Raw genomic sequence first — 22,233 nt, 5'->3', positions numbered from 1 at the left:
CGTCCGGCCGGTCAGCGGCCCATTCCGCGGTAGTCGAATCCCGCATCCTGCCAGGCAGCGCGGTCGAGACAGTTCCGACCGTCGATCACAGCGCGTCCGGCCATCGCACTGCCGACCGCGACCGGGTCGAGGTCCCGGAACTCCTGCCACTCGGTGAGCACGAGCAGCAGCTCCGCGCCGTCGATCGCCGAGACAGTCGACGAGGCGTAATCGAGATCGGGGGCTAGCCGACGTGAGGTGACCACAGCCTCCGGATCGTATGCGCTGACCAGCGCGCCGGCGTCGGCGAGGCGGCGCGCGATCTCCAGCGCGGGTGAATCCCGCACGTCGTCCGAGTTCGGTTTGAACGCGAGGCCCAGCACCGCGATGCGCCGTCCCGCAACGGAACCCCCGAGCAGCTCGGTAGCCAGGTCGACGACGCGCGCGCGGCGCCGCAGATTCACCGCATCGACATCCGCGAGGAAGTCCAGCGTGTGCTCGAGCCCGAGCTCCGTCGCGCGCGCCTGGAACGCCCGGATGTCCTTCGGGAGGCATCCTCCACCGAAGCCGAGACCGGCATTCAGAAAGCGGCGGCCGATCCGCGCGTCGAGTCCGATCGCGTCGGCGAGCTTGGTGACGTCCGCTCCCGTCACCTCGGCGATCTCCGCCATCGCGTTGATGAAGGAGATCTTCGTCGCGAGGAACGCGTTCGCGCTGACTTTGACGAGTTCCGCTGTGGCGTAGTCGACGATGAGTCTCGGGGTGCCCGCCGCGAGGGCCGACGCGTACACCGCGTCGAGGAGGTCGGCGGCCGCTGCACCGGCAGGCCCATGGGGAACCCCGTAGACGAGGCGATCGGGTGCGACGGTGTCCTGCACCGCGAACCCCTCCCGAAGGAACTCGGGGTTCCAGGCGAGCGTCGCCCCACGCTCGTCGATCTGCGGTGCGAGCCGAGCCGCTGTGCCGACCGGCACGGTGCTCTTCCCGACGACGAGCGCGCCGTCGTGCAGGTGCGGCACGAGGGACTGCACCGCCGCATCGACGTACTGCAGGTCGGCGGCTCCCGTCGGCCCCTGCGGTGTGCCGACCGCGACGAAATGCACGGCGGCACCCTCGACAGCGGCGATGTCGGTGCTGAACGCGAGGCGGCCGCTGGCGAGCCCGGCTCGGAGCACCCGCTCCAGATCCGGCTCGAAGAAGGGAGGCCGCCCTGACTGCAAGGCGTCGATCTTCCCGGGGTCGACATCGACGCCGATCACATCGTGTCCGAGTTCGGCCATGGACGCGGCGTGCACGGCACCGAGGTACCCGCACCCGATCACGGAGATACGCACCCGACCAACCTAACGAACGGAACGATCGGATCGGGGCAATGGTTCGAGCCAGCCCGACCTGCGAACGGGGCTCACGGCATCGTGCCGACGAGCGTCGGCGCTACCGGTTCGGCCCGCGGAGGATCTGCTCCCAGCTCGGACCGGACGGCCCGCGGCGCGCGGCATGCGCCTCTACGAGATCGTGGAGGACCGCCACGACGAGGTCCGCGGAGGGCACGTCCCGCATGACGATCGGTGGATCCTCGCCGGGGAACACGAGGACGTCGCCGGTCCGGAAGATGCCCTGCAGACCGCGCCGGCGCACCGTCACGTCGTACCCCCGCGCATGCAGGAGCTCCTGACGCGTGCGGGTCCCGAGACCGTGCACCACGACGAGCCGGCGGGTTGTCACGACGTACCGCTGACCAAGCCATCGGAGGAGCGGCATGAGTCCACCCACGACGACGAAGAAGGCGACAAGCGCGGCGATGACCACGTTCAGCCACGCGAGCTGGGCTTGGAAGACCCCGAATCCGGCGCCGCCCGCTCCGACCACGACGATGACGAACAGCGACGGACGGACGAGTCGGCGAGCATGCGGACGGAGCCGGGCGATCACCCGCTCCCCCGGCGGCGGCAGTTGATCGTCCGTCACGATGTCATGCATACCGGAGGTGCGTGACGTCTCCCGCTGAGACGGCTGTGAACCCGCTCGCGGACGACGCGTCCGTCACCACGAGCCGTCCGCCGTCGTCGATTCCGACGGCCTGTCCAACGAGATCGCTCCCGTCGGGAAGCTCGACGCGGACCGTCTGACCGAGGGTTCCGCAGGCATCGCGAACGCGCGTCCTGACCGCGTCCGCTGCGCCCGGCCCATCGGCGAGCGCTGCGACCATCGCGGCCAACGCTCCGTGAAAGCGCACGAGAACGCGGTCGGCGAGTTCCTGCGCGGATTCACCGTCGCCGTCACCCGCCGCGCTTCCGGCGCTGGCCCGCGGAGCAGCCCCCTCGAGTGAGAGGGAGGTCGAGGCATCGGTGGGAAGCGCGTCGCGCGGGATGGTGAGGTTCACGCCAGCGCCGACAACGACGGAGCCGTCGGCAGCGACCTGACAGAGGATGCCGCTCACCTTGCGACCCTCGATCAGCACGTCGTTCGGCCATTTCAGCTGGACCGCACGAGTCGGATGCACGACGGCGACGATGGCGTCCCGCATCGCCGCGCCGGCGATGAGCGGCAGCCAACCGGACGCGGTGGCCATCGACTGGCGCACGAGCACGCTCACCGCGAGCGTCTGCCCGGGAGGCGCCACCCACGTTCGGTCGAGCCGTCCCCGGCCCGCCCGCTGGTCCAGCGTCGCGAGAACGGCGAGGTGATCGGTCTCGGTCGCGACGGCCAGCAGGTCAGCGTTCGTCGATCCGGTTCGGTCGACGACGCGGAGCTCGATTCCGGCAGCTGCGCAGCGTACGAAGCCGTCGTGCGACGGACGATCGACCGCGGTTCCGGGTTCGGAGGACATGTACGCAAATGTACGGCGCGCACAGGAGGAACTCTCCAACGGATCGCCGCGGAGCGCGCCGGTAGGGTGAGCGGGTGACTTCCGCGGACACCCCTGATCTCGCAACCACCGCCGGTCGGCTCGCCGATCTGCGCAACCGCTATCACGAGGCGGTCACCGCCGCCGGCGAAGCGGCGATCGAGAAGCAGCACGCCAAGGGCAAGATGACGGCACGGGAGCGCATCGACGCCCTCCTCGACCCGAACTCGTTCGTGGAATTCGACGAGTTCGTCCGCCACCGCACCCATGCATTCGGCATGGATGCCAAACGTCCCTACGGGGACGCGGTCGTCATCGGCGTGGGCACGATCCATGGGCGCCAGGTCGCGGTGTACGCGCAGGACTTCACGGTGTTCGGCGGCTCGCTCGGCGAGGTCGCCGGCGAGAAGATCGTGAAGATCATGCAGCACGCGCTGAAGACGGGGGTGCCGATCATCGGCATTCTCGACTCGGGTGGCGCGCGGATCCAGGAGGGCGTGGTCGCCCTGGGCAAGTACGGCGAGATCTTCCGTCTCAATACCGCGGCCTCCGGTGTCATCCCGCAGATCTCGATCATCATGGGCCCGGCGGCGGGCGGAGCCGTCTACTCCCCGGCCCTCACCGATTTCGTGATCATGGTCGACAAGACCAGTCACATGTTCGTGACCGGCCCGGACGTCATCAAGACGGTGACCGGCGAGGACGTCGGGTTCGAGGAACTCGGCGGCGCCCAGACCCACAACGCGGTGTCCGGTGTGTCGCACTATCTGGCGGATGACGAGAACGATGCGCTCGACTACGCGCGGTCACTCGTCGGCTTCCTGCCGGACAACAACCTCTCGGACACGACCGCCTACGACGTCGCCCCCGAGCTCGAGACCACCGACGCCGACCGCGACCTCGATACGGTCATCCCGGACTCGACGAATCAGCCGTACGACGTGATGACGATCATCGAGCACCTCGTCGACGAAGCGGACTTCCTCGAGGTGCAGCCACTGTTCGCGCCGAACATCATCGTCGGCTTCGGCCGCGTCGAGGGCCGCAGCGTCGGCATCATCGCGAACCAGCCGAAGTCGATGGCCGGAACGCTCAATATCGACGCCGGCGAGAAGGCGGCGCGCTTCGTTCGCTTCTGCGACGCGTTCGGCATCCCGATTCTGACGCTGGTCGATGTGCCCGGCTATCTGCCCGGCACTGACCAGGAGTGGACGGGTGTGATCCGCCGCGGGGCGAAGCTCCTGTACGCCTACGCCGAGGCGACGGTGCCGCTCGTCACCGTGATCACGCGCAAGGCGTATGGCGGCGCGTACATCGTGATGGGGTCGAAGCAGCTCGGCGCGGACATCAACCTGGCGTGGCCGACGGCCGAGATCGCCGTGATGGGTGGCCAGGGAGCGGTCAACATCCTGTACCGCTCCGAGATTCGCCGTGCGGAGGAGGCCGGTGAGGATGTGCAGGCGGTCCGCAGCCGTCTCGCCAACGAGTACCTCTACAACGTGGCGTCACCGTACCTTGCCGCGGAGCGCGGCGAGCTCGACGGCATCATTCAGCCGCACGCGACGCGCGTCGCGGTGATCAAGGCACTGCGGGCCCTCCGCGGGAAGCGGGCGGCGCTGCCGCCGAAGAAGCACGGGAACATTCCGCTGTGAGCACTCCACCGCTGCCCGAGCTCGAATCTCACGATGCTGGCCTCCGCGTCGTGGCCGGCTCACCGACGCCGGATGAACTCGCCGCGGTCATCGCCGTGCTCCAGGCCGCGCAGCTCGCGTGGGAATCGGAACGCCACACTGTGGACGATGGCGACGCACGCGCCGCGTGGAACGCGTCGGCTCGTGGGCTGCGACGGCCGCTCCCGGTCGGTCCGCACGCCTGGGTGCACTCGTTCCGATCGGCCTGATGTACCCCGGTGTCCCCCCTTGCGAGGACACCTCAGGGATCACTGAGTTCGTCCGCAGGCGTCGATCTCCCGATTCTGCGCGGAGCGACGGAACGGTCTCCCCTCGGACGTGGGACAACGAATAGTGGACCGAAGATAGTTTGTCCCCCTAAATGACGACTGCGGCGCACTCGACGAATCGGCATCATTATCTGTGTTCGGTGTTTCTCAACTCTGAGGTTCATCGCCGGATGGTGGCTGACTAGGGTACGACGCTCCCATCCGGATACGAGTCAGGGCGATATTCGGGTTGTCGCCCTGACTCGGGGTTGTGACGGGGCCGGCTGCCAAGCAGCCGGCCCCGATTCCATTTCTGCCTGCGGAACACGATCGGACTGCTGGCCTCCGGATGCGGAGCAGCGTGCAGGTCTGGCGGTTCAGGCCTGGACTGCCGGCTGTTCCCGCCGCGGAATCTCCAGCCAGACGACGACGGACTCACCGGCATCGTCGTCATCGTCGTCCTCGATGCCGAGCGCGGCGGACTCGCTCGCCTCCGTGTCGAGACGGAGTCCCACGACGGTGACCGCCGCCTCCGCACCGCCCTGCACGGTTCGCACGATCACCGTGTCCGAGCCCTCGGCCTCCTGTAGGGCTGCCGCGAGGCGCGAATGAATGCGTGCGAGATCGTCGGGTTCGACGTCTTCGAGGCCGCCGTCGTCGTGGAGTTGGACGGTCGCGCCCGCACGTCGCAGCACGCGAACCTGGCGCCGGACGTCGTCCGAGAGCAGGCTTCTGCCGCGAATCTCGTCACGGATCGCCTGCTCGAGCCGGAGGCACTCCGCCCGCTCGTCGTCGGACAGCGCGCCCCGCTCGACGATGATCTGCTGCAACATTGGCAATGCCATCCGCGTGGTCTGCTCGAGGCGGAACTGCCGTTCGAAGACATGCGCGTCCTGCGCGGCCTGCCAGTCGGCGGTCTCCTGCTCCGCGGCGACGAAGTCGCGGGTGATGCGCGTCGCACGGTTCACCGCATAGGCGAACGCGGTCGCGATCGCCACCCACGCCACGCTCCCGATGACACCGAGTGTGCCGAGCGCGCCGGGGCCCGCCCAGAGCACGGTGTGCGCCGCAAGAAACGCCACCCCGACCCACGCGAACGCGGTGCGCTGTCGGACCGCGAGGATCACCATGAGCGTACCGATGGCCGCGATGTACCACGTGACGTAACTGTTGGTGCCGATGTGCTTCGGCAGTTGCGGCGCAATGACCAGCGGGATCGCGAACGCGGTCGCGAGCGCTGCGCATGCCGCCCATACGCGGAGCACATGCCCCGGGGTGAGGAGCGCGACGGCAGTCGCGCCGGCGTAGAGCAGCATGCACGCGATGACCGGGACCACTTGGTGCACCTGCGAGAGCGACGTGGTCGCCAGGACGAGGTGGTAGAGCGAGAAGACCGCCGCGAGCGCGGTGGCGATGTTCGCCGGGACGGAGACCCTCATACGACGCCGGCCTCGGTTGGCAGCGTGTCGGTGCCGGAAGCATCGGCGGACTCCGCAAGGTCTGTCGACCAGCGCAGCACCACCCGGGTCCCCGCGCCCGGCGCGCTCAGGACGCGAACCGACCCTCCGACCATGGCGACCCGCTCGACGATCGAACGTCGCACGCCCAGACGCGCGGCGGGCACCTGTTCCACATCGAACCCGATCCCGTCGTCGGCGACCTCGACGAGGATGCCGTCCGCATGCCAGGGCTCAACGGCGATGGTGCGACGGACGGCCGTCGGGCCGGCGTGCTGAACGCTGTTGACCGCGGCTTGGACCGTCGCCGACACGAGGGCGTCGGCCACCGGGGCCGGGACTGTCAGCGCGCCCGGCGCCGAGACGCGGAGGGCGAAGGGCGCCGCGAGGTCGTCGATATCGGCAGCAATGCGACAGCGGATCGACTCGACCGTCACCGGCGCATCATCGTCAGCGTCTCGCGTCGCAGCGTCGAGATGCTCGATCGCCTTCTGCGCCATGGACGCCGCAAGCCCCTGAGCCTCGGGCGTATCCGCCCGAGCCGCGCTGAGCAGCGTCGTCAACACGCTGTCATGCACGATCGCATCGACCTGGACGCGTTCGAGCTCCGTCGCGTGCTCGCGTATCGCGCGCGCGTACCGCGCGACGGCTGTCGCCTGCGCACGGTCGACCGAGGAGGCTGCGCGCCTGAGCACAACGATGAGCACCAGCGCGGCACCACCGAGGATCATGATGTAGACGGCGTCGAGCGACGCTCGCACCCCCGCAACGCCGCCGCCGGACGGCAGCACCCGGATGATCGCGTAGACGAGGGGAATGAGCACCGTATAGGCGGCTGCGCCCCACTGCGACAGTCCCATGGCTGCCGCGATCGTGGCGACGTTGCAGAGCCACCACGGCCAGGGCACCTGCCCTGCGGGGAGCCCGTGCGGAGCGATCAGCGGCCACGCGATCAAGCAGGCGAGAAACACGACGGCGTGCACCACCTGCGCGATGCGCGCCACCCGCTGGAACACTGCGCCGACCGCGATGAAGATGATCGACGCGCCGACGATCGTCGCGCTGACGGGGCCCGCGATCGGGTCGAGCGCGTGGAGTTGCGCGAGGACGAGCGGCACCGTCGTCGCGCTGAAGCCGATGGCCGCGACGGCGAGCAGGATCGCGAACGCGCGGTCCATCGTCGCCTGTGTGATCGGCGCGCGAACGCCGCGCGCCGGATCCTGCCCGAAGGGCAGGTGGTCAGCGGCCATCACCATCGGTGTCGAGGCCCGGAAGGATGCCGTCTTCCACCGCGCGTCGGAGCAAGTCGACCTTCGTCGGTGCTGGGCGGCCGACCTCGACATACTTCACGCGGATGCGATCGAGATACTCGCGCGCTGTCGAGTAGCCGATCCCGAGCTGCTGCGCAGCGAGCTTCAACGGGAGGCCCGACGCGTAGAGGTGCAGAATCTCGCGTTCCCGACGCCCAAGCTGCGCCTTCGCGAAGTCGCGGTCTGCGTCGATCGCCGAGGCCCATTCGAGATTGTTCAAGACGTCGCCCCGCGCGACCGTGGCGACGGCCGCCATGACCGTCTTGGTGGCGGAAGACTTCGGAATCACTCCCGCCGCACCAGCGGCGAGCGCCTCCCGGACGCTGGCGACCCGGTCCGCGATGCTATGCACGAGGACGGCTGCGCCGGTTCCCTGCACGCGCTTCACGTTCTCCGTCACGGTGCTGCCGTCGCCGAGGGACAGGTCGAGCACGACGACGTCGACCTCTCGTCCGGCGAGCTGCGCGAGGTAGTCGGGAACGCTCGCGGCGGTGAGCACGACCTGGAACCCCTCGTTCTGACACGCCGCCTGAATCCCGAGCCGCACGGACTCGTGATCATCGACGATCGCCACGCGGACCGGCCGATGGTCCGGATCGGTCACGTCCGTGCTGCCGCTCGGCTCTGCTGCCACGGTGCCCTCTCCTGCTCACGCGCGGACGCGCTGCGGCCGCCTCACCATCGTACCGAGCAGCGCCGACGTCGCCGACGATCGCGCGTCCGCAGTTCGGAGGACATGCGGCAACAGCGTCCCGCGCGGCGCCGGCGTCGCCGACGATCGCGCCTCTGCACTTCGGAGGACACTCGGCACCATCGTCCCGCGCGGCGGTCGTCCGAGTTGTAGCGGCTGGCCGACTCGGGTGGAGCGCGGCTCAGGCGGCCGGGACCAGCCGAGCCACGGCCTCCAGATGGTGCGTGTGCGGGAACAGGTCGTGTGCCTCGAGCGCGTCGAGCCGGTAGCCGTGCTCGGCGAAGAGGCCGACATCCCGCGCGAGCGCGACGGGATCGCACGCGACGTAGACGATTTGCGCCGGCGCGAGTTCGACGAGGCTCTCGACGACCTCCCGACCCGCTCCGGACCGTGGCGGGTCGAGCACGACCGTGCCGGCGGTCAGGCGCTCACGCTCGGTCCGGCTCGCTCCAGCGAGCGTCCGACGGAGCCAACGATCCACCCGGGCCGTCTCCGCTCGCGCGCCCACCCACTCCGCGAGATTCTCCTGCGCATGCTCGGTGGCGCGGGGCGCGGACTCGATCGTTGACACCCGCGCACGCGGCCCCACCACCTCCGCCAGCGCCGCAGCCAGCAGGCCCACACCGCCGTAGAGATCGAGGTGGTGCCCGTCCTCATCGAGCCGATCGCGGTCGACGAGGCGCCCGATCGCTCCCGTGAGCACCGATGGCGCCGCCCGGTGCACCTGCCAGAAGCCCGTGTCATCGACGTGGAACGTCCGGTCCCCCACCTGCTCCGTGATCACCGTGGGCGCCTGGTCGTCGATCACGAGCCGTGCGCCGGAATCGGTGGACGGGCCTCCCGGTTCGTCGTTGTCGGCGTGCGCCGGTGCCACGACATCGACGACGGCGACGCCGGGAAGCGCGTAGGGACGCAGCGGCGCGACGGCTTGGACATCGGCGGTCGCGAGCGGCAGATCGGCGACGGGGATCACCCGGTGGCTCCGGCTCGCGAACGGCCCTGCCGTGCCTGTTTCGTCGACGTGGAGGCGCACCCGGGTCCGCCAGGCGAGGCCCCCGCGGTCCTCGTCCCCCGGCGCCGCCTGCACGAGCGGCCCATCGGTGCGCGGAAGCGACTCGACCTCCATGTGCGCGAAGCGAGCGAACGCGTCGACGAGCACCTGTGCCTTCAGCGCCCGCTGATGCGCAAGGGCGATGTGGCCGAATTCGGCACCGCCCGCCCGGTCCGCGGGGTCGCGATCGATGGACGCTGCCGACCAGACGTGTTCGACCCGGTGCGGACTGGGCTCGATCGCCTCGACCGCGGACGCGCGCCAGAACGACCGCTTCCGGTCGTCGGTGATGCGTGCCCGCACACGCTCGCCCGGGATGGCGTCTTCGACGAAGACCACGCGACCGTCGAGCCGCGCCACCGCGATCCCACCATGCGCGATGTCCCCGACCTCGAGCTCGACGTCAGTCCCGGTTCGTTCTCCCATGGAACGATGGTCGCATGCGCCTGTACCTCGCGAGCACCTCGCCGGCACGTCGATCGCTCCTTGCGCAGTCGGGCATCGAGCCGGTGCTCGTCGCGCCCGGTGTCGACGAGGACGCTGCCGCGGCGGACGCGGAGGCGACCCTGGGGCGTGCGCTCAGCGGTCCCGAGCTCGTGTCGCTGCTCGCGTTGGCGAAGGCGCATGCAGTCGCCGATCGGAGCGTCGCCGGGCACCCGGTGGACGGCCTTGTCTTCGGCGGCGATTCAGCGTTCGAGGTCGCGGGACGACTGTATGGAAAGCCGCACGACCCGGCTGTCGCGCGAGCCCGGTGGCGGGAGATGCTCGCTGCGGGTTCGGGCGTGCTGTGGTCAGGTCACTGCGTGGTCGATCGGCGCCGCGACCGGGTCGCGCCGAACGGTGCCGAGGTCCGGGTGCCACCGGCGGCGCCGTCCAGTTCCGGGCGCGAGCTCCGGTGCGGGCCGCTGCTCGGCGCCGATGGGCTCGAGGTGCGCGGCGACCACGTTGTTGCGGTCGACAGCGCTCGTCTCACCTTTGCCGAGGACATGGACCCGGACGAGATCGACGCGTACGTGGCGACGGACGAGCCGCTGGAGGTCGCCGGCGCGTTCACCATCGACGGGCGCGCCGCCGCATACATCAGCCGGATCGACGGCGCACCGTCAGCCGTCGTCGGGCTGTCCCTGCCGATGCTCCGACGCATGCTCCGCGTCGGCTTCGACGTGACGTGGCACGACCTCTGGTCGACGCTGTAGGTATCCGCCCACCTCCCGGCACCTTTCTTGTCGATGCCACTCAATTCGCGGGCTGGAGGCGCGAATACTGTGGTCTTCCATGGCTCGCTTCAGCAAGGTGCTCATTGCCAATCGCGGCGAGATCGCCGTCCGCATCATTCGGGCGGCTCGGGACGCTGGAAAGCGCTCGGTCGCGGTGTACGCGGATCAGGACCGGGACGCGCTGCATGTCCGTCTCGCCGACGAGGCTTACGCGCTGAACGGGACCACAAGCGCCGACACCTACCTCGTGATCGACAAGATCATCTCGGTGGCGCGTCGCTCCGGGGCGGACGCCGTGCACCCGGGATACGGCTTTCTCGCCGAGAACGCCGACTTCGCCCGTGCCGTGATCGACGCGGGGCTGACGTGGATCGGCCCGTCGCCCGAGTCGATCGAACGACTCGGCGACAAGGTGTCCGCTCGACACGTCGCCGAGAAGGTCGGTGCGCCGCTCGCGCCGGGAACCCTGGAGCCGGTCGCCGGAGTCGATGAGGTCATCGCATTCGCCGACGAGGTCGGGCTCCCGGTCGCCATCAAGGCCGCGTTCGGCGGCGGCGGTCGCGGGCTCAAGGTCGCGCGGACGCGCGAGGAGATCCCGGAGCTCTTCGACTCCGCGACCCGCGAAGCCATCGCCGCGTTCGGTCGTGGCGAGTGCTTCGTCGAGAAGTACCTGGACAAGCCGCGGCACGTCGAGACGCAGTGCCTGGCCGACGCCGAGGGCACGGTTGTCGTCGTGTCTACCCGCGACTGCTCGTTGCAGCGCCGGCATCAGAAGCTCGTCGAAGAAGCGCCAGCGCCGTACCTGACCGACGCCCAACGCGACTCCCTGTACAGCGCGTCGAAGGCCATTCTTCGCGAGGTCGGCTACCTCGGCGCAGGAACGTGCGAGTTCCTCATCGGCGCGGACGGCACGGTCTCCTTCCTCGAGGTGAACACGCGCCTCCAGGTGGAGCACTGCGTGTCCGAAGAGGTGACCGGCATCGATCTCGTGCTCGAGCAGTTCCGGATCGCCGAGGGCGGTCTGCTGGACTACCCCGACCCTGAACCCCGAGGCCACTCGTTCGAGTTCCGCATCAATGGCGAGGACCCGGGCCGCAACTTCTTCCCGGCCCCCGGGCCGGTGCACGTCTTCGCACCACCGGCCGGTCCCGGAGTGCGCGTCGACTCGGGCGTCGTCTCGGGTGATGTGATCTCGGGCGCGTTCGACTCGCTGCTGGCGAAACTCGTCGTGACGGGTTCGTCGCGGGCCGACGCGCTCGCACGGTCGCGACGTGCGCTTGCGGAATTCGATGTGGCGGGCCTCCCGACGGTCCTTCCGTTCCACCGTGCGGTCGTCGCTGACCCGGCGTTCGCGACGGACGACACCACCCCGTTCGCCATCTACACGCAGTGGATCGAGACCGACTTCGACAACCAGATCCCGGCGTGGTCGGGCGAGCCGGAGGCGCTCCCCGCGCCCGCGGAGCGGTCCAGCGTCGTCGTCGAGGTGGAGGGCAAGCGCGTCGAAGTGACGATGCCGTCGCTCGTCGGCGTGGCCGGTCCTCGGCGTGCCGCGACGGCTCCTCCGAAGCGCCGTTCCAGCGCGGTCCGGGGCGGGACCCGAGCTGCGAGCGGCTCGAGTGTCACGTCGCCGATGCAGGCGACGGTTGTCAAGCTCGCGGTGAGCGAGGGACAGCAGGTCGTCGCGGGCGATCTGCTCGTCGTGCTCGAAGCGATGAAGATGGAGCAGCCGGTTCAAGCGCACCGGGACGGCGTGGTCACGGCGCTCAACGCTCCGGTCGGCCAGACCATCTCGTCTGGGCACGTGCTGCTCGAGATCGCCTGAGCGTTCGGCTTCAGCGCGGGTCGAGCGGGAGGAGCGTTCGAACGCCCGCTGCGAGCGATTCCACGACCGATCGAGCCGTCGTGAGATCGCTCGCGCGTGCGTCGATGTAGACCTTGAGCTTCGGTTCGGTGCCGCTCGGACGCACGATGATCCTCGCCTCCCCGGACAGGTCCCATCGCACGATGTCCGAGGCGGGCAGATCCGCGGTGCCGTGCAGATAGTCGGTGACCTGTTCGACGGCCCGGTCTGCGACCGATGACGGCGGCGATGCTCTGAGCGAGCGCATCGCCTCCTGGATCCGCTGAATGTCGTCGACCCGCACGGCCACTTGCTCGGAGGCGAACGCACCGAACGTCTCGGCGAAGGCGTCGAGGCGGTCCAGCATCGTGCTCCCGCTGGCACGGAGGTCTGTCGCGAGCGCGACGACTGCGAGCGCCGCGGAGATGCCGTCCTTATCGCGCACGACAGTCGGATCGACGAGATATCCGAGCGCTTCCTCGTACCCGTAGACCAGCCCGGGAACGCGGGACACCCACTTGAACCCGGTGAGCGTGTCGCGATACCGCAGCCCGTAGTGCGCGGCAACGGTGCGGAGCGCCGGAGCGCTGACGATGCTCGCCGCGAGGGTCGGCGCCACGTCTGCATCGGCAAGCACGGACCCAAGGCCCTCCGACGCCGCACGCTCCGCGGCGCGCCACCCGAGGAGCCACCCGACCTCGTTCCCGGACAGCACGCGCCAGCGTCCGTCGCGTCCTGGGACGGCCACGGACAGGCGATCGGCGTCCGGATCGTTCGCGATCGCGATGTCGGCGCGATGCATTGCCGCTGCGCCGAGCACCAGGTCCATCGCCCCCGGTTCCTCCGGATTCGGGAAGGGGACGGTCGGGAATGAGCCGTCCGGCTCGATCTGCGCCGAGACGGTCGTCGGCTCCGCGAAGCCGGCGGCAGCGAACACCCGCCGGAGCGTGCCCCACCCGACGCCGTGCATCGCCGTGTAGACCACTCGAGGTTGCGCATCGATCGTGAGTGACGGTGTCGGCACGGTCGCGGCGGTTGCCGTCACATACGCGGCGAGGACCGCGTCGTCGGCGACCCGGTAGTCGGCGCTGCGCGGCAACCGCCTGATGTCCGTCCGTGCCACCTCGTCGATCGCGGCGGCGATCGCGCCGTCGACCGGCGGGACGATCTGCGAACCGTCGTCGGACTCGCCGAGGTACACCTTGTAGCCGTTGTCCCGGGGCGGGTTGTGGCTCGCCGTCACCATCACTCCGGCTCCCGCACCGAGGTGACGCACCGCAAACGCGAGGACGGGTGTGGGCAGCGGCTCCGGGAGGAGCGTGACATCGATTCCCGCGCCGGCGAAGATCTCTGCGGAGTCGCGCGCGAAGACGTCCGAGTTGACTCGGCCGTCGTAGCCGATCACGACGCGCTCCAGCCGGCCCGAGGCGCGGAGGTAGTGCGCGATGCCGGCCGCGGCCTGCGTCACCACAACGCGGTTCATTCGCCGCGGCCCCGCCCCGAGCTCTGCCCGGAGTCCTGCCGTCCCGAAGGTGAGTCGACCATCGAACCGTTCGGCGAGCGCGGCGACCGCCCCGTCGTCGCCTGCCTGGGCGGCGTCCATCATGCGCCGCAGCTCTGCCCGGGTGTCGGAGTCTGGATCCTGGTCGAGCCACGTTTGCGCGGACGCCAGCAGCGCCTCCGGAGCGACGTTCATAGTGCTGTGATCACCTTTGCGAGGAGCGCTGCGAGGACCGGTTCGGCGGCGCGCCCCGCCTGCAGGACGTCGTCGTGGGCAAGCGGCTCCGATTGCACGCCGGCGGCATGGTTCGTGATGAGTGAGAAGCCGAGCACATCGAGCCCGGCCGCTCGTGCGGCGATTGCCTCGAGTGCCGTCGACATGCCCACGATGGTGCCCCCGATGGTCCGCGCCATCGCGACCTCCGCCCAGGTCTCGTACTGCGGCCCGCGGAACTGGACGTACACACCTTCGTCGAGGCCGGGTTGGACGGAGCGTGCGATCGCTCGCAGCCGCGCCGAGTAGAGGTCCGTCAGGTCGACGAACTGCGGTCCTTCAAGTGGAGAGGTCCCGGTGAGGTTGATGTGGTCCCGGATGAGCACGGGCGTGCCGGGTGCCCATTCGGGATCGATGCCACCTGCGCCGTTCGTGAGAACCATCGTTCGCGCACCGAGCGCGGCGGCGACGCGAACGCCGTGCACCACGGCGCGGACTCCGCGGTTCTCGTAGAGGTGCGTCCGCGCACCGAGCACGAGCACGGCGCGGCCGTCCGCGAGGCGCACCGAGCGCACGGACCCGACATGACCCGGAACGCCGGACGCCGAGAACCCGGGCAGCTCGCTCGCGGGGATCTCGGCGACGGTGTCACCGAGCTGCTCAGCGGTGCGACCCCACCCGCTCCCGAGGGTGACAGCGATCGGATACTCAGCGATGCCAGTTCGATCGGCGATGATCGCCGCGGCGTCCGCTGCGACGGCCACTGGGTCGGTCGCCGGATCCTCGAGTCGGTCCGACGATGTCGCGCGAGGTGGTGCCATGGCGTTCACGATAGCGCCAGCCGTCCTGCGCTTCTGGGACCGCATCTCGCCTGGGGATACCGCGCCCGTCATAGGATCACCGTGTGAAGATCGTCACGATCTGCGGCGCCGGGATCGGCGCGAGCGGGATCCTCAAGGTGAATGCGGAACGCGCGCTCACCAGCTTGGGGCTCGAAGCAGAGGTCGTCGCTGCAGACGTCGCCTCGGTGCACCAGGCTGCCGAGGACGCCAACGTCATCCTGACGAGCGCGGAGTTCGTCGACGCGATCGGCTCCACCTACGCGGAAGTCATCGTGATCCGCAATCACTTCGACCAGCAGGAGATCACCGCCGCCGTGGAGCGGGCGCTCGGCTGAGCCCGCTCACTCCGCGGTGAGCCCAGTCATTCCGCGGTGAGCCCGCTCACTCCGCGGTGAGCCCGCTCACTCCGCAGTGACGCCGAGGATCGTCCGAACCTCGCCCGCCGACCGTGCCGCCGCGAGCCGAATGGTGACGGACGGATCGTTGAACACGTTCGCAAGCGCGCCCACCGCCTCGAGGTGCACCCCGACTGCATTCACAGCCAGGCCGAGGACCACCTGAACCGGATCGTTGTGCGCATGACCGAATGGAATCGGCGTCGCGAGCGTGACGACCGCGATTCCGTTGCGGAGCACGGCGGGACCGGGGCGCGCGTGCGCGAGTGCGAGGCCGGGCGACACCACGATGTACGGCCCGTGCTCCAGGACCATGTCGATCATCGCGTCCGTGTACTCCGGGAGGGTCAGCCCGGAGGCGACGAGCGCCTCCCCGGTTCGCGAGACGGCGTCGCGCCAATCGACCGCCGCGGCGTGGAGCACGACGGCGGTGTCGGGCAGCGGTGGCAGCGGCATCGACCGATTACTCCTCCGCGTACGCGGCTGCGATCGTCTCGATGAGCGATTCACGCTCGTCGAGCGGCAGGAAGGCACCGAGCGCGGCGTTCATCTGGAACTCGGCGAGATCGGTGAGTTCGTACCCGAAGGTCTGCGCGAGAAGGGCAAGCTCGCGTGACAAGGTCGTTCCGCTCATCAAACGGTTGTCGGTGTTCACGGTCACCCGGAAGCCGAGCTGGTAGAGCACGTCGAACGGATGATCGGCGATGTCGTCACCCCACGCCGCGATCGCGCCCGTCTGCAGGTTCGACGACGGCGAGAGCTCGAGCGGGATCTCCCGGTCGCGCACCCAGGTCGCGAGCGGCCCAAGCGTTGCGCGGGCGGAGCCGTCCGCGGCAGATTCCAACGCAATGTCTTCAAAGATGCGGACGCCGTGTCCAAGTCGCAGGGCCCGGCCATCGAGCAGCGCGGAACGGATCGACTCGAGGCCCGCGGCCTCCCCCGCGTGCACGGTGACGGGCATGTACTCGCTCGCCAGATAATCGAAGGCGGCTCGATGCCGTGAAGGCAGGAATCCGTCCTCGGCACCGGCGATGTCGAACCCGACGACGCCGCGATCACGATGCCGCACAGCGAGTTCGGCGATCTCACGGCCGCGATCCGCGTGCCGCATGGCGGTCACCAGCTGCCCGACCAGGATGGCGCCATTCGCGCGATCGACGGCCTCGTCGATGCCGCGTTGCACGGCTTCGACGGCATCATCGAGCGAGAGCCCGCCCGCGAGGTGCTGCTCGGGAGCCCAACGGACCTCGCCGTAGATGACCCCGTCAGCCAGCAGGTCCTCGACGAATTCCCGCGCCACGCGTTCCAGCGCCGGCGCCGTTTGCATGACCGCAGTGGTCAGGTCGAACGTCTTCAGGTACTCGACGAGGGAGCCGGAGTCCGCCTGCTCTGCGAACCACGAACGCAGCGCCTCCGGCTCGTCGGCGGGAACCGCGACGCCGCCGGCATCCGCGAGCTCGATCACGGTCGCGGGCCGAAGACCGCCGTCAAGATGATCGTGCAGCGAGATCTTCGGCAGGTCCACGATGCTCGGTCCGCCGTCCGGAAGGGTGTACCGCTGCGCATCGGAGGTCATGGGCTCAGCGTATCGGGTGGAGCGTCCAGGTCCTGTCGACCTGCTGAGCGCGATGCGAAGGGCGGAGCACGTCAGGCGTGCGGAATGAGCAGGAAGATCCCCCAGAGGACGACGACACCGCTGAGCGTGAAGCACCCGATTGCAGCGAGGCGCACGAGCCTGACGCCCGTCGTCGTTCCATGCCGGGGCGACGACGTGTCCGCGGGTGCGACCGATCCATCAGCGGCCACGCTGTATCGGCCGGCCATGGTGTCGGCCGTGCTCCAGAGCCGGAGACCGGAGGCGTAGATCGCGACCACGCTGCATGCCACGACGATGGACACGACCGCGACCAGCAGGATCGATCCCCACGCGGCCGCGGTCATCGCCGTCCTCCACGACGAGCCGCCATCCGTCGGAGTGTCTTCTCCCGGCTGAGCTCGACGCGTCGGGCAGCAACGAGCTCGGCGCGCTTGCGACGCTGCAGATCCCGGCGTTCGCGTCGCGTCAGAACGGTGTTCGCCGCCACGTCCACCTCGATCGTGGCGGCCTGCTCGATCGGCCGACGGCGCGACCAGAGGTAGAGGCCACCGATGACGACCGCGCCGATGACGGCGTCGATGATGAGCCCGAGGTCCCCGAGGTGCCCGATGAGCGCCGCCACGGCGCCGACGAGCGCTGCCGCCGGGAGCGTGATGAACCAGGCGACGACGATCTTCCCCGCCGTCGACCACTGGATCGCGGAGCCACGTCGGCCGAGCCCTGCCCCGATGATCGCGCCAGAGGTCACCTGCGTCGTCGACAGCGCGAAGCCGAGGTGACTCGACACGAGGATCGTGGCAGCGGTCGAGGCTTCCGCGGAGAAGCCCTGCGTCGCGCGGATCTCGATGATCCCGGAGCCCAGCGTGCGGATGATGCGCCACCCGCCGGTGTAGGTGCCGAGCGCGATGGCCGTCGCGCACGCAATAATGACCCACAGCTGCACGCCCTGGGTCGCGGACTGGGCGCCGGCGGCGATCAGCGTCAGCGTGATCACGCCCATGGTCTTCTGAGCGTCGTTGGTGCCGTGCGCGAGCGACACCATCGACGACGTGAAGATCTGACCGATCCGGAAGCCGCCCCGCTCGTTCGGGAACGTCGGGCGGCGGGTGATCCGGTAGGCGATTCGCGTGCACAGCAGCGCGACGAGCGCCGCGATGACGGGTGACACCATCGCGGGCACGATGACGACGGTGAGCAGCGCTCCGTAGTTCACCGATCCGAACCCGGCGCCGGCGATCGCCGCACCGATCAGGCCGCCGAAGAGCGCGTGGCTCGACGACGACGGCAATCCCCGGAGCCACGTGATCATGTTCCAGACGACTGCGCCGATGAGCCCGGCGAAGATCATGCCCGGCGTGATCGCGACCCCGCCCGCGCCCTCGCGGATCAGCCCGTGCGAGATCGACGTCGCGACGGCAGTACTGAGAAAGGCACCGACGAGATTCAGCACCGCCGCGACGGAGACAGCGACGGTGGGTCGCATCGCACCCGTGGCGATGGGGGTTGCCATCGCGTTCGCCGTGTCGTGGAAGCCGTTCGTGAAATCGAAGAACAAGGCCAGGGCGATGACCAGGACGACTATGAGCGTGAGATTCACCGGGGGGAAGTCTCTCAGCCGCTCTCCAGGTGCGCAACACGGCCTCGCAACCATTCGTTTCCCGCACGTTCACGTTCGGCCGATCCAACGCCCCGCGCTCGGGGCTGCTCCCGCGAGGAAGCGCTTGGGACAATTGCCCCGTGGACATCGTCGAACTCCTCGCGATCCTGATCGGCTCGCTCGCCGTCACCGCGGTAGCCCGGGCGCGAGCGCTGCCGGCGCCACTGCTCGTCACCGGCGTCGCTCTGGCGGTGTCGTTCATTCCGGGCCTTCCGCACATCTCGATCGACTCGGAAGTCATCCTGACGATCGTCCTGCCGCCGCTCCTGTATTCCGCGGCCTTGGACGTGTCATGGCAGAGCTTTCGCCAGTCGATGCCGCAGATCCGCAGACTCGGGATCGTGCTCGTCGTCGTCACGGCCGTCGTCGTCGGATTCGTCGCGTATCTGCTGATCCCGGATATGACGCTGCCGGCCGCGGTCCTCGTCGGCGCTATCGTGGCGCCCCCGGATGCCGTGTCCGCCGCCGCGATCGGGCGAAAGCTCGGCCTCCCGCGTCGCGTCATGAGCGTCCTGTCCGGCGAGAGCCTCATCAACGATGCTGCGTCGTTGACGCTCGTGCGCGTCGCGACGCTCATCATCGCCGGCACCGCGCTCACACCCTGGCAGGACCTGGGCATCTTCGCCCTCGCGATCGGCGTCGGCCTCGTCGTGGGCGGCATCTTCGGCGTGCTGGTGCATTGGCTCCGCAGCCGGGTCGACGATCCGGTCGTCGAGTCCGTGATGTCACTGCTCGTGCCGTTCACCGCGTACATCGTGGCGGAGCATCTCTCGGGCTCCGGCGTGATCGCCGTCGTCACCGCCGGGCTGTACCTCGGCTATCACGCGCCGAAGGACGGCTACGGGACGCGTCTCATCGAGCGGCCACTGTGGACGAGCATCGATGTCCTCCTCGAAGGATTCGTCTTCGCGCTCATCGGACTCCAGCTCCAGGCCGTGGTCGGCGATGCCGCGGCGAGCCATCGAAGCCTCGGCCAGAGCGTCGGCGTCGCCTTCGTCGTCCTCGGCGTCGTCATTCTCGTCCGGCCCGCGTTCATCTTCGAGTCCGCGATCCGGAGGCGCGTGAACCGCCGCTGGCTGCGCCCGCTCGTCGTCCGGCTCACGCGCCGTCGTCGCTGGCTTCGATGGATGCGCGGCAGAACCGAGCCGGACCTCAGCTGGCGGGAGAACCTCGTGATCTCGTGGACGGGCATGCGCGGCGTGGTCACGCTCGCGGCAGCGGTCTCCGTTGTCGCATCGCCGGTCGCGATCCCGGCGCAGGACACCATCTTCCTCATCGCCTTTGTCGTGACGGTCGGCACGCTGCTGCTGCAGGGGCTCACCCTGCCGTGGCTTATCAGGACCCTCCGGGTGCAGGATCCGGATGAACGCGCCCGCGATCTGCGGAGCGAGCTCGCGCTGTCCGAGAAGACCACCGAAGCGGCGATCGCCCTCATCGACGCGCGACGTGACGAGTGGGTCTCCGTCTACGGGACGGAGGCTGTCGACCCGCTGCTGTCGCGCCTCCGCCGCCGACTCGATCTGCAGCGCGCGACCCTCGAGACGGACCTGGCGACCGAGTCGGAGGAGGTCGGACAGGCGCCGCCGCTGCTGCAGGGGGTGCAGGACATTCGACGTGCGCTGCTCGCCCGTCGGCGTGAGATCGTGCTCGCCGAGCGCGAGCAGGGGTCCCTCGACGAAGAGGTGATGCGCCGCGTGCTGCTCAATCTCGATGCGGAAGAGCTGGCGATGGACTCGTCGATGTCGGCGCGGTCCCGTCTCTGAGATGGGCGGGAGATGCGCCGGCGGTCAGCCCGCGCTCGAACTCGTCCAGGCCACACTCCGATTGTCGGCCCCGAAGTCGAATCGCGCTTGCACGAAGCCACCGCGAAGGACGTCGGGGAGCCAGTGCCGAGCATCCGACCACATCCGTTCGTACGGGATCTCGTTCACCGGAACCCAGTCGGCGTCGAGCTCGGCCGACGGCGAGACGGGCCCGGTCCACCGGCGCGCGACGAACACGTCGGACCGCTGCGTCCACTCCGGCCGGTGCGGAAACCGGTAGTCGAGCGTGCCGCGGTGCTCGAGATCCGCGGGTCGCACGGCGACGCCGACTTCCTCGCGGACCTCCCGGCAGGCGGCGGCCGCTGCCGACTCGCCCGGCTCGCGCTTGCCGCCCGGCGCGACGATGTTGCCGGTGCCGAGCCCGCGGCGCTTCTCCCCGAGCAGGACCTCGTCGCCGCCCTCGCCGTGGCGCAGGAGGTACACGACGACGACGTCGGGATGCCGCCCAGCCACGCCGGCAACCGCCCCATCGGGAGTCTGCATACGACAAGTCTCGCCCAACGGCTGGCGTACGCTTGAAAAATGGCAGGCGTGCTGCGGGGGCATCATGGCTGAGTCCCGAATGCCCGGACGCAGCCTCGAGGTGCTGCGCGCCGAGGCTGCCGAAGAGATCGCCATGCTCGTCGAGCACCGGTCACGGATGGGCGACGACCCGTGGGAGTTCATGCCGATGCTCCCCACCGTCGACGAGCAGGTCGTGCTGATCCTGCGCGAAGAGTCGCTCGAGATGGACGGCGCGCTGTCGCAGCGCGCGTCTCGGTGGGCAATGCACCCCGCCTCCGGGCAGGGCACGGAGCTCGGCGAGGAATACCACCGTCTCCGCCGCATCGCGCTGCTCCACCCCGAGCTCTCCGCCGCCGTGTGGAAACTGCTCGGCGCCATCCCCAGGGGTCGTTGAGTCGCTGCCGACGACGCCGACCTGGGCCAGGATGGGCGCATGACCGAAACCGTGCTCGCCATCCTGAATCGTCCGTCACTCGACGCCCCAGCGCACGATCCTGCCGCCGATGCGTTCGAGTTCGCCGGCCCGGTTGAGGCGCACATCGCCGTGACCGACCTGGGGATCACCCGTGGCGACGGCATCTTCGAGACGATCACCGTGACCGACGGGCGCCCCCAGGCGCTCGAAGCGCATCTCGCTCGATTCGCGCGCTCCGCCCAGATGCTCGACCTCCCCGCACCGGACATCGACGCCTGGCGCCGAGCGATAGAGGCCGCCGTCGCCGAACTCGACCCCGTTGAAGAAGCGTTCGCCAAGACGACTCTGAGTCGCGGCGTCGAGGGCTCCGGCCGCCCGACCGGATGGGTCTACGCGGCTCCATCGGGCGACTCGACGGAGGCGCGGACCGCGGGAATCGCCGTCGTCACCCTGGACCGCGGCTACCGTCACGATGTCGCGCGGACGTCTCCGTGGCTCCTGCAAGGCGCGAAGACGCTGTCGTACGCCCTGAACATGGCTGCCGTTCGTGAGGCGGAGCGGCGTGGCGCGGACGACGCGATCTTCGTCTCGACCGATGGCTACGTCCTCGAAGCCCCCCGGGCGAACGTGATCGCCGCGATCGATGGGCGGCTCGTGACGCCGCGCACCGACATCGGGATCCTCCCGGGCACGACCCAGGCAGACATCTTCCGATTCGCTGCGGAGCGCGGGATCGACACCGCGTTCGAACTGCTGACCGTCGCGGACATCCGGAGCGCCGACGCGCTCTGGCTGGCCTCGAGCGTGCGGGGCGCCGCGCCGATCCGCACGCTCGACGGCGCACCGCACGCGATCGACCGCGATCTGTCGGACGCGATCAACGCATTCCTTCACGACCGGACCGAGTAGCGACCCGGCGGGCCCCCGGTGCGGACAACGCCCGCACCGGGT

The 22,233-nt window shown here is 69.5% G+C and carries 22 protein-coding genes; 8 read left to right on the top strand and 14 right to left on the bottom strand.

The genetic code is table 11. The features are described from left to right. Positions 1 to 11: 11 nt before the first annotated feature. The 3 genes from CAM01S_RS02435 to CAM01S_RS02425 form a co-directional block, all read right to left on the bottom strand. Positions 12 to 1,313, bottom strand: coding sequence for a UDP-glucose dehydrogenase family protein (locus CAM01S_RS02435; protein ID WP_066515793.1), 1,302 nt, complete (start codon positions 1,311 to 1,313; stop codon positions 12 to 14). 100 nt (positions 1,314 to 1,413) lie between these two features. Next, positions 1,414 to 1,947: a PH domain-containing protein gene (locus CAM01S_RS02430; protein ID WP_169795811.1), complete on the bottom strand. Its 534-nt coding sequence runs from the start codon at positions 1,945 to 1,947 to the stop codon at positions 1,414 to 1,416. 4 nt (positions 1,948 to 1,951) lie between these two features. Next, a complete protein-coding gene (locus tag CAM01S_RS02425) occupies positions 1,952 to 2,809 on the bottom strand; it encodes a biotin--[acetyl-CoA-carboxylase] ligase (RefSeq protein WP_066515784.1) in 858 nt (285 codons plus the stop codon). A 74-nt stretch (positions 2,810 to 2,883) separates the two neighbouring features. Between CAM01S_RS02425 and CAM01S_RS02420 the strand changes: the two genes are divergently transcribed. Beyond that, the gene (locus tag CAM01S_RS02420; RefSeq protein ID WP_066515781.1) at positions 2,884 to 4,479 is read left to right on the top strand and encodes an acyl-CoA carboxylase subunit beta; all 1,596 of its coding nucleotides are present in this window, start codon (positions 2,884 to 2,886) and stop codon (positions 4,477 to 4,479) included. Next, on the top strand, positions 4,476 to 4,727 hold the full coding sequence (locus tag CAM01S_RS02415) for an acyl-CoA carboxylase subunit epsilon (protein WP_066515777.1): 252 nt from the start codon (positions 4,476 to 4,478) through the stop codon (positions 4,725 to 4,727). Before CAM01S_RS02420 ends, CAM01S_RS02415 begins: the two co-directional genes overlap by 4 nt. Before the next feature lie 416 nt (positions 4,728 to 5,143). On the opposite strand, the gene CAM01S_RS02410 is transcribed toward CAM01S_RS02415, so the two are convergent. The 4 genes from CAM01S_RS02410 to CAM01S_RS02395 all read right to left on the bottom strand — a co-directional run bounded on the left by CAM01S_RS02410 (position 5,144) and on the right by CAM01S_RS02395 (position 9,701). After that, the gene (locus CAM01S_RS02410) at positions 5,144 to 6,205 is read right to left on the bottom strand and encodes a DUF8320 family protein (protein WP_066515774.1); all 1,062 of its coding nucleotides are present in this window, start codon (positions 6,203 to 6,205) and stop codon (positions 5,144 to 5,146) included. Further along, entirely contained in the window at positions 6,202 to 7,473 is a 1,272-nt protein-coding gene (locus tag CAM01S_RS02405; protein ID WP_066515759.1) for a sensor histidine kinase, read from the bottom strand. Before CAM01S_RS02405 ends, CAM01S_RS02410 begins: the two co-directional genes overlap by 4 nt. Beyond that, complete coding sequence (locus CAM01S_RS02400) at positions 7,463 to 8,167, bottom strand: response regulator transcription factor (protein WP_066515757.1); 705 nt, start codon at positions 8,165 to 8,167, stop codon at positions 7,463 to 7,465. Before CAM01S_RS02400 ends, CAM01S_RS02405 begins: the two co-directional genes overlap by 11 nt. Before the next feature lie 238 nt (positions 8,168 to 8,405). Beyond that, positions 8,406 to 9,701 carry a class I SAM-dependent RNA methyltransferase gene (locus tag CAM01S_RS02395; RefSeq protein ID WP_066515754.1) on the bottom strand — a complete coding sequence of 432 codons (1,296 nt, stop codon included), beginning with the start codon at positions 9,699 to 9,701 and terminating at the stop codon, positions 8,406 to 8,408. A 14-nt stretch (positions 9,702 to 9,715) separates the two neighbouring features. Here CAM01S_RS02395 and CAM01S_RS02390 point away from each other — a divergent pair, with 14 nt between their 5' ends. Beyond that, positions 9,716 to 10,471 carry a Maf family protein gene (locus CAM01S_RS02390; protein ID WP_066515752.1) on the top strand — a complete coding sequence of 252 codons (756 nt, stop codon included), beginning with the start codon at positions 9,716 to 9,718 and terminating at the stop codon, positions 10,469 to 10,471. A 79-nt stretch (positions 10,472 to 10,550) separates the two neighbouring features. After that, positions 10,551 to 12,317: an acetyl/propionyl/methylcrotonyl-CoA carboxylase subunit alpha gene (locus CAM01S_RS02385; RefSeq protein WP_066515745.1), complete on the top strand. Its 1,767-nt coding sequence runs from the start codon at positions 10,551 to 10,553 to the stop codon at positions 12,315 to 12,317. Between the two features lie 10 nt (positions 12,318 to 12,327). On the opposite strand, the gene CAM01S_RS02380 is transcribed toward CAM01S_RS02385, so the two are convergent. Both CAM01S_RS02380 and CAM01S_RS02375 read right to left on the bottom strand, forming a co-directional pair. Continuing rightward, positions 12,328 to 14,031: a phospho-sugar mutase gene (locus CAM01S_RS02380; RefSeq protein ID WP_066515743.1), complete on the bottom strand. Its 1,704-nt coding sequence runs from the start codon at positions 14,029 to 14,031 to the stop codon at positions 12,328 to 12,330. Further along, on the bottom strand, positions 14,028 to 14,870 hold the full coding sequence (locus CAM01S_RS02375; protein WP_066515741.1) for a purine-nucleoside phosphorylase: 843 nt from the start codon (positions 14,868 to 14,870) through the stop codon (positions 14,028 to 14,030). Before CAM01S_RS02375 ends, CAM01S_RS02380 begins: the two co-directional genes overlap by 4 nt. An 83-nt stretch (positions 14,871 to 14,953) precedes the next feature. Between CAM01S_RS02375 and CAM01S_RS02370 the strand changes: the two genes are divergently transcribed. Next, positions 14,954 to 15,226 carry a PTS sugar transporter subunit IIB gene (locus CAM01S_RS02370; protein ID WP_066515739.1) on the top strand — a complete coding sequence of 91 codons (273 nt, stop codon included), beginning with the start codon at positions 14,954 to 14,956 and terminating at the stop codon, positions 15,224 to 15,226. A gap of 66 nt (positions 15,227 to 15,292) precedes the next feature. On the opposite strand, the gene CAM01S_RS02365 is transcribed toward CAM01S_RS02370, so the two are convergent. The 4 genes from CAM01S_RS02365 to CAM01S_RS02350 form a co-directional block, all read right to left on the bottom strand. Beyond that, entirely contained in the window at positions 15,293 to 15,742 is a 450-nt protein-coding gene (locus CAM01S_RS02365) for a PTS sugar transporter subunit IIA (RefSeq protein WP_066515737.1), read from the bottom strand. Between the two features lie 7 nt (positions 15,743 to 15,749). Beyond that, on the bottom strand, positions 15,750 to 16,862 hold the full coding sequence (locus CAM01S_RS02360; protein ID WP_066515734.1) for an adenosine deaminase: 1,113 nt from the start codon (positions 16,860 to 16,862) through the stop codon (positions 15,750 to 15,752). 71 nt (positions 16,863 to 16,933) lie between these two features. After that, a complete protein-coding gene (locus CAM01S_RS02355) occupies positions 16,934 to 17,227 on the bottom strand; it encodes a hypothetical protein (protein WP_066515731.1) in 294 nt (97 codons plus the stop codon). Continuing rightward, positions 17,224 to 18,480, bottom strand: a complete 1,257-nt coding sequence (locus CAM01S_RS02350) for an inorganic phosphate transporter (RefSeq protein WP_066515726.1) — start codon at positions 18,478 to 18,480, stop codon at positions 17,224 to 17,226. The genes CAM01S_RS02355 and CAM01S_RS02350 overlap by 4 nt, the downstream gene beginning before the upstream one ends. A gap of 140 nt (positions 18,481 to 18,620) precedes the next feature. Here CAM01S_RS02350 and CAM01S_RS02345 point away from each other — a divergent pair, with 140 nt between their 5' ends. Beyond that, entirely contained in the window at positions 18,621 to 20,303 is a 1,683-nt protein-coding gene (locus tag CAM01S_RS02345; RefSeq protein ID WP_066515724.1) for a cation:proton antiporter, read from the top strand. A gap of 24 nt (positions 20,304 to 20,327) precedes the next feature. On the opposite strand, the gene CAM01S_RS02340 is transcribed toward CAM01S_RS02345, so the two are convergent. Continuing rightward, positions 20,328 to 20,846, bottom strand: a complete 519-nt coding sequence (locus CAM01S_RS02340) for an 8-oxo-dGTP diphosphatase (protein WP_217999705.1) — start codon at positions 20,844 to 20,846, stop codon at positions 20,328 to 20,330. A gap of 64 nt (positions 20,847 to 20,910) precedes the next feature. On the opposite strand from CAM01S_RS02340, the gene CAM01S_RS02335 reads away from it, so the two are divergent. Both CAM01S_RS02335 and CAM01S_RS02330 read left to right on the top strand, forming a co-directional pair. Then, a complete protein-coding gene (locus CAM01S_RS02335; protein ID WP_066515717.1) occupies positions 20,911 to 21,261 on the top strand; it encodes a tryptophan synthase subunit alpha in 351 nt (116 codons plus the stop codon). Between the two features lie 39 nt (positions 21,262 to 21,300). Next, positions 21,301 to 22,191 carry an aminodeoxychorismate lyase gene (locus tag CAM01S_RS02330; protein ID WP_066515707.1) on the top strand — a complete coding sequence of 297 codons (891 nt, stop codon included), beginning with the start codon at positions 21,301 to 21,303 and terminating at the stop codon, positions 22,189 to 22,191. The last annotated feature ends 42 nt before the right edge of the window (positions 22,192 to 22,233 follow it).

Origin of the sequence: Curtobacterium ammoniigenes NBRC 101786 (genome assembly GCF_001571045.1) — a bacterium.
Classification (GTDB): Bacteria; Actinomycetota; Actinomycetes; order Actinomycetales; family Microbacteriaceae; genus Curtobacterium; species Curtobacterium ammoniigenes.
This window is presented reverse-complemented; position numbering and strand designations above follow the sequence as displayed.

What these genes read in the sequence shown, in the direction of transcription:
- CAM01S_RS02425 (WP_066515784.1), bottom strand. Translation starts at nt 2,809, where the DNA reads ATGTCCTCCGAACCCGGAACCGCGGTCGATCGTCCGTCGCACGACGGC.
- CAM01S_RS02410 (WP_066515774.1), bottom strand. Translation starts at nt 6,205, where the DNA reads ATGAGGGTCTCCGTCCCGGCGAACATCGCCACCGCGCTCGCGGCGGTC.
- CAM01S_RS02405 (WP_066515759.1), bottom strand. Translation starts at nt 7,473, where the DNA reads ATGGCCGCTGACCACCTGCCCTTCGGGCAGGATCCGGCGCGCGGCGTT.
- CAM01S_RS02395 (WP_066515754.1), bottom strand. Translation starts at nt 9,701, where the DNA reads ATGGGAGAACGAACCGGGACTGACGTCGAGCTCGAGGTCGGGGACATC.
- CAM01S_RS02390 (WP_066515752.1), top strand. Translation starts at nt 9,716, where the DNA reads ATGCGCCTGTACCTCGCGAGCACCTCGCCGGCACGTCGATCGCTCCTT.
- CAM01S_RS02385 (WP_066515745.1), top strand. Translation starts at nt 10,551, where the DNA reads ATGGCTCGCTTCAGCAAGGTGCTCATTGCCAATCGCGGCGAGATCGCC.
- CAM01S_RS02380 (WP_066515743.1), bottom strand. Translation starts at nt 14,031, where the DNA reads ATGAACGTCGCTCCGGAGGCGCTGCTGGCGTCCGCGCAAACGTGGCTC.
- CAM01S_RS02375 (WP_066515741.1), bottom strand. Translation starts at nt 14,870, where the DNA reads ATGGCACCACCTCGCGCGACATCGTCGGACCGACTCGAGGATCCGGCG.
- CAM01S_RS02365 (WP_066515737.1), bottom strand. Translation starts at nt 15,742, where the DNA reads ATGCCGCTGCCACCGCTGCCCGACACCGCCGTCGTGCTCCACGCCGCG.
- CAM01S_RS02360 (WP_066515734.1), bottom strand. Translation starts at nt 16,862, where the DNA reads ATGACCTCCGATGCGCAGCGGTACACCCTTCCGGACGGCGGACCGAGC.
- CAM01S_RS02355 (WP_066515731.1), bottom strand. Translation starts at nt 17,227, where the DNA reads ATGACCGCGGCCGCGTGGGGATCGATCCTGCTGGTCGCGGTCGTGTCC.
- CAM01S_RS02340 (WP_217999705.1), bottom strand. Translation starts at nt 20,846, where the DNA reads ATGCAGACTCCCGATGGGGCGGTTGCCGGCGTGGCTGGGCGGCATCCC.
- CAM01S_RS02335 (WP_066515717.1), top strand. Translation starts at nt 20,911, where the DNA reads ATGGCTGAGTCCCGAATGCCCGGACGCAGCCTCGAGGTGCTGCGCGCC.
- CAM01S_RS02330 (WP_066515707.1), top strand. Translation starts at nt 21,301, where the DNA reads ATGACCGAAACCGTGCTCGCCATCCTGAATCGTCCGTCACTCGACGCC.